This is a genomic window from Massilia sp. CFBP 13721, from assembly GCF_014842025.1.
Lineage (GTDB): Bacteria > Pseudomonadota > Gammaproteobacteria > Burkholderiales > Burkholderiaceae_D > Telluria.
This window is the reverse complement of record NZ_JACYUY010000007.1, coordinates 92093-108989: the sequence shown is the minus strand read 5'-3', so window position 1 is coordinate 108989 and position 16897 is coordinate 92093. Positions and strand designations below refer to the sequence as shown.

At 64.8% G+C, this 16897-nt stretch carries 12 protein-coding genes; 6 read left to right on the top strand and 6 right to left on the bottom strand.

The window, feature by feature from the left end; all coding sequences use genetic code 11:
* Nucleotide 1: 1 nt before the first annotated feature.
* The 3 genes from IFT60_RS08970 to greB all read right to left on the bottom strand — a co-directional run bounded on the left by IFT60_RS08970 (nt 2) and on the right by greB (nt 4375).
* Nucleotides 2–2806, bottom strand: coding sequence for a type VI secretion system Vgr family protein (locus IFT60_RS08970; RefSeq protein WP_229510755.1), 2805 nt, complete (start codon nt 2804–2806; stop codon nt 2–4).
* A gap of 341 nt (nt 2807–3147) precedes the next feature.
* Complete coding sequence (locus tag IFT60_RS08965) at nt 3148–3750, bottom strand: biliverdin-producing heme oxygenase (RefSeq protein WP_192051611.1); 603 nt, start codon at nt 3748–3750, stop codon at nt 3148–3150.
* A 55-nt stretch (nt 3751–3805) separates the two neighbouring features.
* Nucleotides 3806–4375, bottom strand: a complete 570-nt coding sequence (gene greB, locus IFT60_RS08960; RefSeq protein ID WP_192051610.1) for a transcription elongation factor GreB — start codon at nt 4373–4375, stop codon at nt 3806–3808.
* A 111-nt stretch (nt 4376–4486) separates the two neighbouring features.
* On the opposite strand from greB, the gene IFT60_RS08955 reads away from it, so the two are divergent.
* The 4 genes from IFT60_RS08955 to IFT60_RS08940 all read left to right on the top strand — a co-directional run bounded on the left by IFT60_RS08955 (nt 4487) and on the right by IFT60_RS08940 (nt 8918).
* The gene (locus tag IFT60_RS08955; RefSeq protein ID WP_192051609.1) at nt 4487–5101 is read left to right on the top strand and encodes a hypothetical protein; all 615 of its coding nucleotides are present in this window, start codon (nt 4487–4489) and stop codon (nt 5099–5101) included.
* Nucleotides 5098–6573: a sensor histidine kinase gene (locus IFT60_RS08950; RefSeq protein WP_374000314.1), complete on the top strand. Its 1476-nt coding sequence runs from the start codon at nt 5098–5100 to the stop codon at nt 6571–6573. Before IFT60_RS08955 ends, IFT60_RS08950 begins: the two co-directional genes overlap by 4 nt.
* A gap of 6 nt (nt 6574–6579) precedes the next feature.
* Nucleotides 6580–7227: a response regulator gene (locus IFT60_RS08945; RefSeq protein ID WP_192051608.1), complete on the top strand. Its 648-nt coding sequence runs from the start codon at nt 6580–6582 to the stop codon at nt 7225–7227.
* 119 nt (nt 7228–7346) lie between these two features.
* Nucleotides 7347–8918 carry a GGDEF domain-containing protein gene (locus tag IFT60_RS08940; protein WP_192051607.1) on the top strand — a complete coding sequence of 524 codons (1572 nt, stop codon included), beginning with the start codon at nt 7347–7349 and terminating at the stop codon, nt 8916–8918.
* 194 nt (nt 8919–9112) lie between these two features.
* On the opposite strand, the gene fliD is transcribed toward IFT60_RS08940, so the two are convergent.
* The 3 genes from fliD to IFT60_RS08925 form a co-directional block, all read right to left on the bottom strand.
* On the bottom strand, nt 9113–10465 hold the full coding sequence (fliD, locus tag IFT60_RS08935; protein WP_192051606.1) for a flagellar filament capping protein FliD: 1353 nt from the start codon (nt 10463–10465) through the stop codon (nt 9113–9115).
* Between the two features lie 38 nt (nt 10466–10503).
* Nucleotides 10504–10836, bottom strand: coding sequence for a flagellar protein FlaG (locus IFT60_RS08930; RefSeq protein WP_192051605.1), 333 nt, complete (start codon nt 10834–10836; stop codon nt 10504–10506).
* 139 nt (nt 10837–10975) lie between these two features.
* On the bottom strand, nt 10976–11797 hold the full coding sequence (locus tag IFT60_RS08925) for a flagellin N-terminal helical domain-containing protein (protein WP_192051604.1): 822 nt from the start codon (nt 11795–11797) through the stop codon (nt 10976–10978).
* Nucleotides 11798–12126: 329 nt separating this feature from the next.
* Here IFT60_RS08925 and IFT60_RS08920 point away from each other — a divergent pair, with 329 nt between their 5' ends.
* Nucleotides 12127–14307, top strand: a complete 2181-nt coding sequence (locus IFT60_RS08920) for a tetratricopeptide repeat protein (RefSeq protein WP_192051603.1) — start codon at nt 12127–12129, stop codon at nt 14305–14307.
* A 653-nt stretch (nt 14308–14960) separates the two neighbouring features.
* Nucleotides 14961–16841, top strand: coding sequence for a putative bifunctional diguanylate cyclase/phosphodiesterase (locus tag IFT60_RS08915; protein ID WP_192051602.1), 1881 nt, complete (start codon nt 14961–14963; stop codon nt 16839–16841).
* Nucleotides 16842–16897: the final 56 nt, after the last annotated feature.

Sequence of the window (16897 nt, the reverse complement as noted above, 5' to 3'; positions counted from 1 at the left end):
TTTATATGCGAGGAATCTCGATGTTCAGCTCCTCGATTTCGGCCGAGGAAACGACGTGCGTCCGGCCCTCCCGGTCCGTTATTCCTGCCTCAATAGAGCCGTCCGCCCGGACGATTCGATACGGATAATTCGGCAGGGGCGAGCCGGTGTCCTCGTCCCGCAGAACGAAACCTTCATCGAAAAGCTTCGGCCGGCTGTCCGGTAATTGTGTGACGGATGCCTCCTGGCGAGCACCGGCGTCAAACAAATGCTTCCCGCTCTTGACCGAGAATTTTCCGGGACATGCGAACGTAATGTTTTGCCCCTCGAGCGTGACGGCGGATTGCCCGGCCTGCAGCACGATCTTGCCCTTGGCCTTGATCTCGATGCTGTCGTTGACCGAGATGACAGTGACGGCCTGGTCCGCCAGAATCTCCAGCTGATCGGTATGGGCCTGCAAAGATACCGGGCCATTCGCTGCGATTGCCTGGATACCTCCTGAATGCGTGAAGAGGTTTGCGGCACTCCCGGCGACTGACGAGACGGTATGCGCAGCCGCCATGTGCAAGTCGGACTGCGTGGTCCAGTGCAGCTGCTGACCGGCGGAGATAACGGTCGATGCCGGCGTTGCCCAATTGATGCTGGCTGCGGAATCCATCAGCACGATCGCCGATCCAAATTTCTCGACGGGCTGCTCGGCATCGAGTTCACGCGATCCGTTCTTGGCCTTGATGGCCTGCTGTCCGTTGATGGCACCTGCATACTTGCCCTTGACCTTCGGATCAAGCTGGTCGATGAAGTCGGCCTGCGCCTTTGCAGCGTCCTTGCTGACCAGTGCCTGCTGCTGGCTCGCGGCCTCGTTCAGCGTATTGGTCAGCGCCTGCGCGCCTTTCAACAGCGATACCGCCTCAGCGGCATCCATCTGCGTCGACGCGACGCAGCTTCCCTGACGCGCCCGCGCACTGGTCGATAGCAGCACCCCTTCGCCTCCCCGCAGCACGGCCCACGCATCCGTGCGCAACTCGAAGCCGCTGCCGCGATAGCAGCCGCGGTGCGCGGATGACGCAGCCTGTTGAATCAGGTATCCGAGGTTCAACTCGGTCGCCGCGCTGCTGCTCGCAAGACGCGTGCGTACCTGGCCGTTCGTATCGTCGAGTTGCCACTGGTTGTAGCCGCTTCCGTCGAAATTCGTCGTGTGGATGCCTGATAGCACGCCTGCATGGTTGGCGTTGGAATCGACGCCGGCCGCAAACGGCGGCAAGTCGACGCCTGTGTAGAGCTGTGCAACGATCACAGGCCGGTCGATGTCGCCCTCGATGAAGTCAACCAGTACTTCGGTTCCGACGCGCGGCGTGAACTGTGTTCCCCAATTGGGGCCGGCCAATGCCTCCGCGACACGAACCCATGTTCCAGACCTCTCGTCGCCTGGTGCATTGCCCTGCTGGTCAGTGTCATGTGCAAGCCCGCCTGCGTTGGGCATGGAACCACGCTGCCATGCGAACTGGACCTTCACCTGGTGGTCGCGCGTCGTCGTCGCCACGGAACCAACCAAACCAACGACGAGCGCTGCCTGTGGCCCTTGCGCCGTGCGGGAATTGGGGATCGCCGTCCTGGCTGGCAGTATGGCTACCTCGTCGCGAACACACCCGAACGTGTTCCGGTAAGTACCTCTCTCGACTAATTTGGCTGCGGCGCTGGCAATTCCGGTATCGAAGTTATTGCGCGCTGCATGATGTACCCACAGGACCTTGAAGCTGTTCTGACGCTCCGGATACCTGTCGTGCTGGGTAAGCAGAAAAGCGTGGCCTGGGCGCAGTCGCCGCACCGCGCCGGTACCCTCGAACACCTTATTCTTCAGCTCCAGCGCGTGCAGCATGTGCTCGCCTTGTCGGGCAGCCTCGGCTCTTCCCGTGCCGCCTTCACCGCTGCCATCGTAAATCTGGAGCCGAGGCAGCTCGCCCGCATCCAGAATGGATTCCAGTTCAGCGCTCGGGGCAATCAGTTGCGCCGGGTTCCAGGTGCTGATGGCCACGCCGTTGGCCGACACGCGTCTGTGTGCGGAAAATCCGTCGATGGCGTCATCGGTATCTGTCGCGCGCACCCCGTGGAAGCGAATGGCCCGTCCGTCGGGCATTGCGGGTGCCCTTGCCCTGCTGTCGAAAATGACCAGCCGATGCCTTGAATGCCGAGGATCGGCGCGATCGCGATCGCGATCGTCCGGCTGGTCGTGCTCGAAACGCCAGCTCAGCCCTTCCGAGGCCAGCAATCGTTCGAAGAATTCAAGATCGGTTTCGCGGTACTGCGTATAGATTGGACGGATGCGTAGCTCTTGCGTGATGTCGAAATCGAAGCGAACTTGCGGGTAATCGGCCAGAAGCTCGGTGACAATCTCGCGTGCGTTCTTGCCCTGGAATACATAGCAATCCCGGCGCAGGGACAGCAGTGACAACGCCGGCTCCATCCGCAACCGGTAACGGGCTACCCCGCCATCTGCACCGGACCAGGATGCCTCAGTACAGATGCCATGCCAGGCACGCCGGCGACCAGCAGGCTGCAACAGGGTTACAGTGAGGTCTTCACCAATAAAGATGGACAGATCCAGGTCCGTCGACACACTCAGGGCATCAATTTCAAAACTGAACAGCTCGTTGACGGCCTCACGGCCGGCGAATTGTTCCGCCACCAGCGACTCCGGTAGTCCGCGTTCCTGGGCCGTTACCAAGGTGATGAGCCTGCCAGCCTGACTCAGTCCAGTGCCATACCGACGCGAGGAGGCAAACTCGGAAAGCGCTTCCATCGGAACGACCGACCCATGGGCGTTTGCCATCTGCAGGACTCCTTCACGATCAAGAAATTACGCTAAGAAATATCAATCTTAGCGAACTTGAGCGCGCAGACTAGCTGGCTATATTTGACACAAATCAATTTATTTTGAAAAGTCTGGTCCCGTCAGTAACGTACGCATATCGCAATCGTTCAGTATCCGGAGAAGCAGGTGGTGGGCAGCGTTTACGCGTGGACGGAGTCCACCCTACATTCGCGATCAATCAGTCGTCGCGTGATCTGTCGTGACTGTAGGGTGGACCGGGCCACGATAGGCTTCGTCCGCGCGTAACGCACGCACATCGCAATTGTCCAAGGCACGCACCGGAGGCCGCGCTCACGGGTTCAACATTCGCTGAAAGCCAGCCCCAGAATCCGGTCGAACGCATCGCAAGCACCGGCACACGCATCGGCCACCTGCGCCTCGCCCTGCACCTGGTCGCGCAGCGCCAGCATGAAGGTGCGCCAGCGCGGGCCGGGGCCTCCTTCGCCGGCACCGCGCAGGTAGCGCAGCGGGTGCGGGGCCAGCTGGTCGGCGAGGCGTTTATGGAGCACCGCGCCGCCCAGCTGCGAGCCTTCGACGACGTAGGCCACGCCCCAGCGGTAGGCGGCGCTGGCGTCGTCCGGCCAGGGTGCGCTGTCAAGCTGGGGTGCGCGCAGGAAGGCGGCGAGCGAGGGCTCGGCCAGGTCGGCTTCGATCAGGGCCAGGTGCGGGGCGGCGGCGATGCCGGCCGGGCCTTGCGGGCCGTCGCTGTAGTCTTGCTGCCAGGCGGCGAGCGGGGCCAGCCAGGCGCGCAGCAGTTGCAGGTGCCGGGCGTAGTCGGCCAGGGTGGCGTCGGGCCTGGATAAGGGCAAGCCGCTGTCGAGGCGTTCGTGGCGCGACGCCGTGGCCTGGCGCAGCGCGGCCAGGACGTCGGACTCGCGTGCGGTGTCGGTGGAACGGTTCATGAAGGGGACCAGATGCGGCCGAATGCGCCAAATCCGCATCTTACCACCCGCCCGATCAGTCCGTGATCGGCTCCGGATACGCGACCGAGACGATTTCGAGCTCCTCGCTGCCCTGCGGCGTCTCCAGGGTGGCGACGTCGCCCTCGCGGCACTTGGTCAGCGCACGTGCCACCGGCGACACCCAGCTGATGCGTCCGCGCAGCGGGTCGAGTTCGTCGATGCCGACGATGGTGACGGTGTGCTCGTCGCCGGCCTTGTTGACGTAGGTGACGGTGGCGCCGAAGAAGACCTGGTCGTTGCCGTGATGGACGCTGGGGTCGACGATGAAGGCCGAGTCCATGCGCTTGGTGAGGAAGCGGATGCGACGGTCGATCTCGCGCAGGCGGCGCTTGCCGTAGATGTAGTCGCCGTTTTCCGAACGGTCCCCATTGGACGCGGCCCAGTGCACGATGCGCACCACTTCCGGGCGGTCGACGTCGATCAGCTGCAACAACTCGTCCTTGATGGCTTTATAGCCGGCAGGGGTGATGTAGTTCTTGGCGCCGGCGGGAATCGCCTGCGCCAGGGCGATGGCGTCTTCATCGCCGTCGTCGTTGTCGGACTCTTTTACGAATGCCTTGTTCATTCGTCCATTGTAGCGCCAGATGGCAAGCTTCGCGGCACCGTAGCGGACCGACAGTAACCCGGCTCAGCGTCGCCTAAGGATCGGCGCCGCGAATGCCGTATCATGCGCAAAATGACAAGCCCACATCCGACCCGCAGTCTGCTGCTGGCGCCACTCGTGAACCTGGTGGCGCTGTTGCTGCTGGCCGAGCAGTGGTTGTGGGCGACCGGCAGCCGCTGCGCCGGCGCGCTGGCCGCGTGGCCGCCGTTGCGCGCGCTCGAGAACGGCATCCGCCGGCTGCCGCCGTGGGCGGCGCTGCTGGCCTTTGCCCTGCCCGGCCTGCTGCTGTTGCCGGTCAAATTGCTGGCGCTGCTGGCGATCGCGCACGGCCACGCGGTTACCGGCCTGATGGTGTTCATCCTCGCCAAGGTCGGCGGGGCGATGGTGGTGGCGCGCATCTATCTGCTGACCCTGCCGTCCTTGCTGGCGCTCGTCTGGTTTGCGCGGTGGCACAATCGCTTCATGATCTTCAAGGACCAGCTCATTGCCCGCTTCCGGGCCAGCCCGATGTACAGCAGCACGCGCCGCTCGCTGTCGACGTTGCGCCGCACCCTGCGCCGGCTGCGCTATCAACTGAAGCCGTCGGTACCCTTCGGTAGCCGCCATGCCACGCGCAGCGCGCGCGCCCTGCGCCGCTTCGTCTCGCTCTGGCGCCGGCGCAGCAAATCGGGGAGCGACGAACCGTGACGCCCGACGCCGCTTCCCTGCCCGCGCCGATGCACGCGGCCCCGGCCGAAGTCTTCCTGATCGACCCCGCCACGCTGGCCCTGGTCGACGTCAACCCGAGCGCGCGCGCCAATCTCGGCTACGATGACGCCGCCTTGACCACCATGTGCGCGACCGACATCGCGCCCAGCCTGGACGAGGCCACGCTGCGCACCCTGGTGGCGAGCCTGGACGTCGACATCACCGAACAGCGCTGCCTGCGCACCGAACTGCACCGCGCCGACGGCAGCAGCTATCCGGTCAAGCTGACCTTCCTGCTCATCCGCCAGGATGGCCGCGCGCTGCTGCTGGCGGTGGGCGACGACCTGTCGCTGGAACTGGCGGCGTCCAACGCGCTGGCCCAATACCAATCCCGTTTCAATGCGATCGTCAACCACACGCCCGGCCTGGTCTACCAGTTCGTGCTCGGCGCCGACGGCCGCCACAGCTACCCCTACCTGAGCGACGGCTGCGCGCCGCTGCTCGGGGTGCAACCGGGCGAACTGCAGCGCGACCCCGACCTGTTCCTGCGCCTGTTGCTGCCGGAAGACCGCAAGGGCTACCTGGAAGCGATGGCGGTCTCGAAGATCGCGCTCTCGGGCTGGAACTGGGAAGGCAGGATCTGGATCGACGCGTGGAAAGACGTCAAGTGGATCAATTTACGGGCCACGCCACACGCCGCCGCTGCCGGTGCGGTGCAGTGGGACGGCATCATGACCAACATCACCGACAGCAAGATCGAACAGCAGGATGCGCTGCGCTCGCGCGCGCGCCTGGCCGAACTGACCGACCACATCGAGCAGGTGAAGGAACAGGAACGGGCGCGCATCGCCCGCGAAATCCACGACGACCTGGGCGGCAACCTCACCGCCATCAAGATGGCGCTGTCGATGCTGGCCGCGCGCCTGCCGCCCGAGCAGCCGGCCCTGCTGGAAAAGGCGAGCTATCTCGACGACCTGGTCGACCGCACCATCGATGCCGTGCACCGCATCTCGCTCGACCTGCGGCCGTCGACGCTCGACCTCGGGATCGTCGCCGCGCTCGAATGGCAGGCGCGCGAATTCGAAAAGGGGTCCGGCATCGCCTGCGTGTTCCGCAGCGCCGAGCGTGCGCCTGTTCTCGAGCGCGAGCTCGACCCCGACCATGCGGCGGCGCTGTTCCGCGTGTTCCAGGAAGCGCTGACGAACGTCGCCAAGCACGCCGGCGCCACCCGCGTCACGGTGACGCTGCGGCGCCAGCGCCAGCACCTGACCCTGGCCATTTGCGACAACGGCCGCGGCATCGCCCCCGCCGACCGCCTGAAACCGGCCTCGTTCGGCCTGCGCGGCATGAGCGAACGGGCGCGCGCGCTGGGCGGCACGTTGACCTTGTCGGCGGCGCCCGGAGGTGGCACGATGGTGACGATCAAGATCAGGCTGGCCCCGTTGACGGCTGCTCGTAGTGAAAATGCATAGGGAACAATGACCGACAAAGCCACCATCCGCGTATTCATCGCCGACGACCATGCCATCGTGCGCGAGGGCCTGAAACAGATCCTGGCCGAGCAGCGCGACATCGTCGTCGCCGGCGAAGCCGAGAACGGGCTGGACGCCATCAAGCTGTTCCGCAAATCGCGCTGCCACGTAATGCTGCTCGATATCTCGATGCCCGACCGTAACGGCATCGAAGTGCTGAAACAGATCAAGCAGGAGCGCCCCGACCTGGCCGTGCTGATGCTCTCGATGCACCGCGAAGACCAGTACGCGATCCGCGCATTGAAGGCGGGCGCCGCCGGCTATCTGACCAAGCAGAGCGCGCCGCGCGAACTGGTGACCGCCATCCGCCAGGTCGCCGGCGGCCAGAAATACGTCAGCGCCACGCTGGCCCAGGCGCTGGCCAGCCAGGTCGGCGCGGACCACGACGCGCCGCCGCACGACGCCTTGTCCGATCGCGAATTCCAGACGCTGACGATGATCGCCTCGGGCAAGACAGTGAGCGAGATCGCGCGCGAACTGTCGCTGTCGGTCAAGACCGTCAGCGAATACCGCGCGCGCCTGCTGGCCAAAATGAACCTCAAGACCAGTGCCGAACTGACCCACTACGCCATCCGCAACCAGCTGGTGGAGTAAGCAGCTCATCCATTGCCCCTCATTGCCTATAAGTAAGAGACTTTTCCGCTTCTAATCGAGCGATGACGGATTGAAAAGGTGCTTATCATTGCGAGATAGTAAATACGTGCCGCCGCATCATGCCTAACCCTCCAGTCCCGCCCGCCCAGAATCCCGTCGACATTGCCCGCGAAGCCTTCCGGCGCCTGGCCACGCGCCGCATCGCGCCAACGCCGGACGCCTACCGCGACATCTACGACGAGATCGCCGGCGTTCAAAAGCCGGTGGTTGCACCCGTTGCGCCCGCTCCGGCCGCAGTCGAACTGGTACTGGGCGACTTCGCCACCCAGTTGACCGATACCCCGGGCGAGCTGGCCGACTATGGCCGCCGCCTGAACCGCGCCGTCAAGGCCCGCGACTGGGACGGCTACGCGCGCGCCCTGTCGCAACTGGTCGAAAAGCACCTGCGGCGCGGCGTCCCCCCGGGCGTCACCTACGGCATGGAAAGCAACGACACCAAACTGCTGCGCGACCTGCTCAGCCGCACGCTGGCCTTTGCGCTAGCCTCCCTGCTGCCGGCCAGCCCGACGCTGGCCAGCGAAGCCGAGTCGCTCGGCGCGGCAGTGAAGGTCGCGCATGGCGAAGCGGCGCTGCAGGAAATCGCGGCGCGCCTGAAGGAACTGTGCTTCCAGATCGAGCTGCACAGCGGCGACGCCGGCGAACAGCAGGAACTGCTGCTGCGCCTGTTCAAGCTGCTGCTGGAGAACGTCAGCGAACTGCTCGAGGACGACAGCTGGATGCGCGGCCAGATCGACGCCGTGCAGGAGCTCATCGCCGGCCCGATCGATACGCGCGCGCTGGAAGACGTCACGCGCAGCCTGAAGGACGTGATCTACAAGCAGGGGCAGCTGAAGCACGGTCTGTCGGACGTCAAGGCCACTGTCAAGAACATGATGATGACCTTCATCGACCGCCTCGGTTCGTTGGCGGCTTCGACCGGCGACTACCACGACAAGCTGGGCGGCTTTTCGGAGCGCATCCGCCATGCGGCCGACGTCACCGAACTGAACGGCGTGCTCGACGAAGTGCTGCGCGAAACCAAACAGGCGCAAGCCGAGGCGCTGGCTTCGCGCGACCGCATGCTGGCCGCCCACCGCGACGTGCAGGAAGCGGAAAACCGGATCCGCGAACTGGAAGCCAAGCTCCAGCACATGAGCGAACTGGTGCGCGAAGACCAGCTGACCGGCACCCTCAACCGGCGCGGCCTGGACGACGTGTTCGAGCGCGAAAGCGCGCGCGCCGACCGCCGCAACACGCCGCTGTGCGTGGCCTTGCTCGACCTCGACAATTTCAAGAAGCTCAACGATACCTATGGCCACCTGGCCGGCGACAACGCCTTGCGCCACCTGGCCAAGGTGGTGAAGTCGACGCTGCGCTCGATCGACGTGATCGCCCGCTTCGGCGGCGAGGAATTCATGATCATGCTGCCGGAAACTCCGGTCGAGGCGGCGGTGCAGACCATGACCCGGCTGCAGCGCGAGCTGACCAAGCATTTCTTCATGCACGATAACGAGAAACTGCTGATCACCTTCTCGGCGGGGGTCGCCTTGCGCCTGCCCAACGAAGACCAGGCAACGCTACTGGAGCGGGTGGACCGGGCGATGTACCAGGCCAAGCAGAGCGGCAAGAACCGGGTCGTCGTCGCGGAGTAGAGAAACGTAAGGTGGGCGGGTCTCCCGCCCACGCGTTCAACAGCCGTGCGCCAGGCCGGACGTTGGTTTTCACCCGTTCGTTGAACGCGTGGGCGGAGAATCCGCCCACCTTACATCGCTTCGGCAAACCACCCGGTTCATCACAAATAAAAATGCCCGCATCCGCGGGCATTCTTCATTCGACCGATTAAAACTCAATACCCGGCATTCGCCGCCAGCGCCGCCAGCTGCTGCGTCATGTAGCTGCTCATGCTCTGCATGTTCACCATCGAGGTGTCGAGCGCGGTGAACTGGGTGCGGTAGCGCTTTTCGGTCTGGGCCAGCTGCAGCTCCATCCGGTCGCGGCTCTTGCCGAGGCCGTCGATGGTGGCGTTCAGGCCATCGGTGCGGGTTTTGAAGACGCCTTTCGAGCCCAGCATCTCTTCGGTGACCTTGGCCAGGCGCGTGCCGACGCCGTCTTCCGCCGAGAACAGGCTCGAGACGCCCTCGAAATTGGTCTCGAGTGCGCTTTTCAGCTTGTCCGGCTTTTCCAGCTTGAGGGTGCCGTCGCGCTGGAAAGCGATGCCGATGTCCGACAGCGTCTTGAGGCCGGCGGCACCGCCGACCGCCTTGCCCAGTTCGGCGCGGATGCCGGTGAGGATCGACCGCGCGCCGGCGTCGCCATTCAGCACGGCCGCGCTCTTGGTGGTGGCGTTGTAGGCGGTCTGCTTGTTCACCGCGGTGGCCAGCGTGTTGTAGGCGTCGACGAAAGCGTTGATGCTGGCGGTGACGGCCGTGTTGTCCTTCGCCAGGCTGATCTTGACCGGGTTGCCGACATTGGTCTGGGCCAGGTTCAGGGTCACGCCCTTGATGGCGTCGGTGACGGTGTTCGACGGTTTCGAGACGGCGATGCCGTCGATCGTCATTTCCGCGTTCTGCGCGGTTTGCGACTTGGTCATGGTGCTGCCGGCGCCGGTGGCGAACTGCGCCAGGCTGCCGCTGGCGGCGATGCTGACGCTGTTGGCGGTGCCGGTATCGTTGCCGGTGATGACGAGGCGGTCGCTGGTACCGTCGTTGAGCACCGTGGCGGTGACGCCGGCATTGGCCTTGTTGATCGCGCTCGACAGGCTGGCCAGCGAGCCGTCGGTGAGCGTCAGGTTGGTGGTCTTGCCGCCGATCGAAATCGCCATCGCGCTGCCGGCGGCGCTGAAGGTGGCGCCGGGGGCGACCCCGCTCGATACTAATTTATCGCTTTGCGCCAGCTTGCTCACTTCGATGGCGTAGTTGCCGGCCGCGGCGCCGCTGCCCTTGACGGTGGAGACGCCGATCGTCTCGGTCTTGCTGGAGGTTGCCGTCAGGGCCGCCAAGGCATCGCCCGAGACGTTCTTGACAGCGGTCTGGAAGGTCGAGACGGCGCTTTTCAGGGTGCCGAAGGCGGACAGCTTGGAGTTGAAACTCGTCTGCTTCGACTGCAGGTTGGCGAGCGGTTGCCGCTCGATCGACATCAGGGACGAGACGAGGCCGTCGACGTCCAGTCCGGATAACATGCCAGCAGCACTGATTGCCATCTGATTCTCCCTTCAAGTAGGCCCGGGCGCGCTGCGCCTCAGGCCGTGTCGCGCAACATCACGCCTTGCATCTGCTCGATCGAGCGCCACAACTTGAGCGCCTCGACCGTCGGAATCTGGCGCAGCACCTTGTCGGTCTGGGTATCGACCACCTTGACCACGGTGCGGCCGGTGTCTTCGTCGACCGAAAAACGCACGCCCTGCGCGGCAGCCTGGGCCACCTTGTTGAGGTCGGCCACGGCGTTGCTCAGTTCGGCGTGCTGCGGCTCCCTGGCGGGGGCGGCAGGCGCCGCAGCGGCCGGGGTGGCGCCTGCGCCCGTTTTCGCGGCGCCATCGACAGATGGCCGTGCGCCGTTGCCGGCGACGGCCATTGGGATTCCAGCGTTTAACGGTTGCAACATTGCGCCTCCTGCAAACAGCTGTGCGGGGCTTTAACCCCGCACAGCAAATTTAACGATTATACCGTTGGCTCAATCGTTGACTTCAAGCTTCGCTGACTTCAAGCGTCGATTAACCGCGCAGCAGCGACATCACGCTGTTCGGCGCCGAGTTGGCCTGGGCCAGCATCGCGGTACCGGCCTGCTGCAGGATCTGCGAGCGGCTCAGCTTGCTGGTTTCGGCAGCGTAGTCGGTGTCGGTGATGCGGCTCTTTGCTGCCGACTGGTTCTCGATCGAGGTTGCCAGGTTGCTGATGGCGTAACCCATGCGGTTCTGGGCGGTACCCAGCGACGAGCGCTCGGTGTTGAGCGACTTCAGGGCGTCGTCGATGGCGCTGATGGCAGCCGATGCGGTGGTCACGTCGGTGACGACGATCGCCGATGCCGACAGGCCGGCGTAGGCGGTGTTGGCGCCGAAGCTGACGGTGATCTTCTGGCCCGAGTCGGCGCCGACCTGGATGTCTTTCGAGACGGCGGTTGCGGTCAGCAGCGCGGTGCCGTTGAACTTGGTGTCCGAGGCGATACGGCCGATTTCGGTGTTCAGCGCTTTCATTTCGGTGTCGATGTTCGACCATTCCGACGAACCGTTGGTGGCGTTGGCGCCCTGGACCGCCAGTTCACGCATACGCTGCAGTGCATCCGAGATGTTCGACAGTGCGCCGTCGGCGGTCTGGATCATCGAGATGCCGTCGTTGGCGTTACGCGATGCCTGCGACATGCCGCGAATCTGGGCGTCCATCTTGGTGGCGATCGACATGCCGGCTGCATCGTCCTTGGCGCTGTTCACGCGCAGGCCCGACGACAGGCGCTGCATCGAGGTCGACAGTTCGTTCGACGACTTGGTCAGGTTACGTTGTGCGTTCAGCGAGGACAGGTTGGTATTGATGGTCGACATGGTAATTCTCCAGTGGGCAGTTCAGTTTTGGTGCTGCTATCAGGGTTCGGTTGGTTTCTTGCGTGGCGCTTTCTGCCCGCTTGAATCCTTTAACGGAGCCCTCTGCAAAACCTTGAGGATTTTTTTTAAAAAAATGTTTGTGAGCAACTTTGCATTGGAGCGTTCTACAGCGTGGCCCTGCCTGCAACAAGAACGTCAACGGCAGCGCCAGCGGAATATTTAGCCGTTGTTTCCCCTTTTATTCGTTGCTTAGGCTCAAGACTCTCAGGGCTACACTGCTGGCCTCAGATGCGGATCGTCCGCACTGTCCTACCAGCGAAAGCCGCGCCATGAAGAAAAAGCACACTCCCGCAGACCGCCTGTTCGCCACCGGCCTGGCCGCGCACCAGAAAGGACAGTTCGACGCCGCCTTCACCCACTACGAGGCGGCGCTGCAGCGCGACGGGCGCCACTTCGATACCCTGCACCACATCGGCATCCTCGGCTACCAGAATGGCGACCATGCGCTGGCGCTGCAATTCATGAGCGAGGCGATCAGCGTCGATCCAGGCGTCTCCTCGGTCTACAGCAACCTCGGCAACATCTTCAAGGCGATCGGCGAACACGAATCGGCGCTGCAGAGCTATGGCCAGGCGCTGGCCCTGTCGCCGGGCAATGTCGACGCCCTCTATAACCGCGGCAACGTGCTCGAGCGCCTTAAACGTTACGACGAGGCGCTGGCCAGCTACCGGCGCGCGCTCGCACTGGCGCCGCGCGACGTCGCCGCCTGCAACAATTGCGCGGCCGTCCTGCTGCACCTGAAGCGCCACCAGGAAGCGCTGGACCACGTCGAACGCGCGCTGAAGCTCGACCCCGGCCATGCCGAAGCCCTGAATAACCGCGGCAACATCCTGATCGCGGCCGGACGCCACGACGAAGCACTGGCGGCCTATGAACTGGCGTGCGCGCGCCATCCCGGCCATCTCGACGCCTGGGTGAACCGCGCCAAGGCGCTGCGCATGCTCGGACGGCTCGACGAGGCGCTGGCTGCCTACGACACCATCCTCGACGCCGAACCCGACGCCGCCGAGGCCTGGCACGGGCGCGCCAACGTGCTGCGCCACCTGCGCCGCCGCGCCGATGCGCTCGAGGACTACCAGCGTGCGGTGGCGGCCGATCCGCAGTCGGCGGTATTTCGCGTCAGCTTGGGCCACCTGCTGATCGAACTGGGCAAGCTCGAAGGCGCCCTGAAATGCATCGACATCGCCCTCGCGCTCGACCCGACCCTGACCGCGGCCCTGAACGGACGCGGCATCATCCTGCAGCGCCTGCGCCGGCTCGACGAAGCGCTGGAGTGCTTTGCGCGCTCGGTCGAGATCGACCCGGATTTCATGGACGGCATGCTGAACCACGCCAACGTGCTGCAGGACATGGGCCGCAACGAAGAAGCGCTGGCCGCCTACGACGTGGTGCTGGCGCGCAGCGGCGACAGTGCCGCGACCTGGAACAACCGCGGCAACGCCTACGAGGCGATGCGCCGCTACGAGGAAGCCCTGGCCTGCTTCGACAAGGCGATCGCCATCTTGCCCACCTATGCCCCGCCGCACTGGAACCGCGCCCTGCTCAACCTGCAATACGGCAACCTGCTGGAAGGCTGGCGCGGCTACGAGTGGCGCTGGAATAACGAGGTGCTGAGCTGCTACGCCGAAAAGCGTACCTCCCCGGAACCGGTGTGGGACGGCAGCGCCGCGCTCGCCGGCAAGACGATCCTGTTGTACGCCGAGCAGGGCCTGGGCGACACGCTGCAGTTCTGCCGCTACGCGGCGCTGGTGAAGGCGCGCGGCGCCCACGTCGTGATGGAGGTGCAGGCGCCGCTGCGCGGCCTGCTCGCCGGCCTGGAGGGCGTCGACCAGGTCGTGGCCAAGGGCGAGCCGCTGCCGCCGGTCGACTTCCAGTGTTCGCTGATGTCGCTGCCACTCGCGTTCGGCACCGAACTCGATTCGATCCCGGCGGTCGCGCGCTACCTGGAGGCCGATGGCGAACGCCGCGCAGGGTGGGAAGCGCGCCTCGGTCCACGCCGGCGCCCGCGCGTCGGCCTGGTATGGAGCGGCAACGCCCAGCATGCCAACGACCACAACCGCAGCCTGCCCTTCGCCCAGCTGGCGCGCCTGTTCGACCTCGATTGCCAGTTCGTCTCGCTGCAGAAGGAATACCGCGACGCCGACCGCGCGGCGCTGGCTGCATCTCCCGTGCTGCGCATGGACGCGCACCTGAACGATTTCGCCGACACCGCTGTCCTCACCGACCTGATGGACGTGGTGATCGCGGTCGACACCAGCGTCGCCCACCTGGCCGGCGCGCTCGGCAAGCCGCTGTGGGTGCTGCTGCCGCAGGTGGCCGACTGGCGCTGGCTGACCGAAAGGGCCGACTCGCCGTGGTACCCTGCCGCGCGCCTGTTCCGCCAGGAGCGCAAGGGCGATTGGGATGGTGTGATCGACACCGTGCGCGGCGAGCTGGCTGCGCTGCGTTAAGCGTAGGGTGGGCGGCTACACCTGGGAGCGTGCATGCTCGCTGCCTGGATGCCGCCCACGCGTTCAACCACACTTTGAAACTTCGCGACGTATTTCCGGCTGATCGAACGCGTGGACGGCGCAAACGTCGCTAGTCCGCAGGCTGAAAAGGTAGAGCCGTCCGGTGAATCCGTCATCGAGGCCCCTGGCCTAATGCCAGTCAGTTAAGCACAATGCAGAGCATTTTTGATCGGTCTGAACCTTGTTGCGCAGGGCGAGTTTCGCGGTACGTAGGGTGGACTCCTGAGTCCACGGGGTTGTGCCTATGCAGACCACAGCGCGTGCGACACCCTATAGCGTGTGCATGGCGGGGCTGCGCGTCACATTTCGACCTGCAACTGGTGCCGCGTGGACTCAGGAGTCCACCCTACGGACTGCGAAACTCAGGCTCCTCAATGCAGTTTAGTCTTAACCAAATACTCTGCATCACCCTTAACTGACTGGCATTAGGCCACTGGCCTCGATGACCCCGTACATTTCTGTGCATACAGAGCCGGCCCCGGCCTTGGCCGATTTTACAATTGTGCGGCAATTGCAAATTAACGCCGCTTCTGGCGTAATGCAGGCTGGATCACGAACCCAACCGTATCGTCAAGATGCGGTTCGCCCAGCACATGATGACACCAGCTACCCCGGTAGACGAAGCGCGGCGCCTGGCCGCGCTGCATGCAACGAACCTGTTCGGCACCGGTCCCGAGGAAGCGTTCGACCGCATCACGCGCATGGCGGCCAAGCTGCTCAATGTACCGACCGCGCTGATCTCGCTGGTCGGCACCGACACCCAATGGTTCAAGTCGCGCTGCGGCATGGAGGCCCAATCCGGCCCGCGCGACACCTCGTTCTGCGGCCATGCCATCCTGGGCGACGAGCCGATGGTGATCGAGGACGCCATGCGCGACCCGCGCTTCGCCGACAACCCGAGCGTGGTCGGCGAACCGCACGTGCGCTTCTATGCCGGGGTGCAGCTGTATTCAGTCGAGCGCGCCAAGCTGGGCACGCTGTGCATCATCGACAGCGCGCCGCGTGCACTCGATGCGGCGGCGCTCGACGAACTGCACGACCTGGCGCGCATGGTCGAGGAACTGATCTACCACCGCCAGCTGGCGATCGCATCGCAGCGCCTGCACGACGGCGTGCAGCAGAACGCCTCCGGCGCCCAGCTGGCCGCCGCCGCCGACCAGGTCGAATTCCTGCTCACGCACGATACACTGACCGGCCTGGCCAACCGCCAGGCCCTGCTGGGCGCGATCCACGACAGCGTGGCCGGCTGGCGCCGCCGCGGCGCGCCGGCCGCAGTGGCCGCAGTGGCGTGTCTTAACCTCGACCGGTTCAAGCGCATCAACGACGCGTTTGGCCACGCCGCCGGCGACGAAGTGCTGGTGGCCGTCACCCGCTGCCTGCAGGCCGAACTCGACCCGCAAGACCTGCTGGCGCGCATCGGCAGCGACGAATTCGTGCTGCTGCTGAACCACCCCGGCGACGGGAATGCGGTGCACGCGCGCCTGCGCCGGCTGATGGACAGCGTCAACGGCAGCGTCTCGTGGGCCGGCAAGGACATTGCGATTACCTGCAGCCTCGGCTTCGCCTGCTTCCCGGCCGATGGCGAGGATGCCGATACCCTGCTCAGCAACGCCGCCACGGCCATGCGCCACGCCAAGGAAACCGGCGGCGCGCGCCTGCAGCAGTTCGCGCCGGCGCAGCGCCGCGAAATGGGGCGCCGCCTGGCGCTCGAACACCAGCTGCACCGCGCGCTCGAACGCGAAGAATTGTTCCTGCAATACCAGCCGAAGATCGATTTACATAAGGGCAGCCTGGTCGGCTTCGAAGCGCTGCTGCGCTGGCGCCATCCACAGCATGGCGTGGTCTCGCCGGAAGAATTCGTGCCGATCGCCGAGGAAACCGGCCTGATCGTCCCGATCGGCGACTGGATCGTGCGCACCGCCGTGCACCAGATGGCGGCCTGGCATGGCGCCGGCCTGCCCGCCATTCCCGTGGCGGTGAACCTGTCGGCGCGCCAGTTCCTGCAGGGCGACGTGGTGGCCCTGGTCGAGGAACTGCTGATTGACGCCGGCATTGCGCCGCACCTGCTGGAACTGGAACTGACCGAAAGCCTGTCGATGGCCGACCCGGAACGCAGCCTGGCGATCATGCACCGCCTGCGCGCATTGGGCGTCACGCTCTCCATCGACGACTTCGGCACCGGCTACTCGAGCTTCAGCTACCTCAAGCGCCTGCCGATCGACAAACTGAAAATCGACAAGTCGTTTGTACACGACATGGTGCACAGCGCCGACGCGCGCGCCATCGTGCAAGCCATCGTCGCCATGGCACACCGCATGGGCTTGCGGGTGGTGGCCGAAGGGGTCGAATCGGCCGAGCAGGCCATGGCGCTGCGCGAGACCGGCTGCGACCAGGGGCAAGGTTATTTCTATGCGCGACCGCTCGATGCCTTCGAAGCCGGCACCTTTCCGGCACCCGGCGCTGCGTCAAGTTGATACCAATTCACAATATAGAAACAATTTCTCACAAATGTATTTTGTGTGCGTCCCCA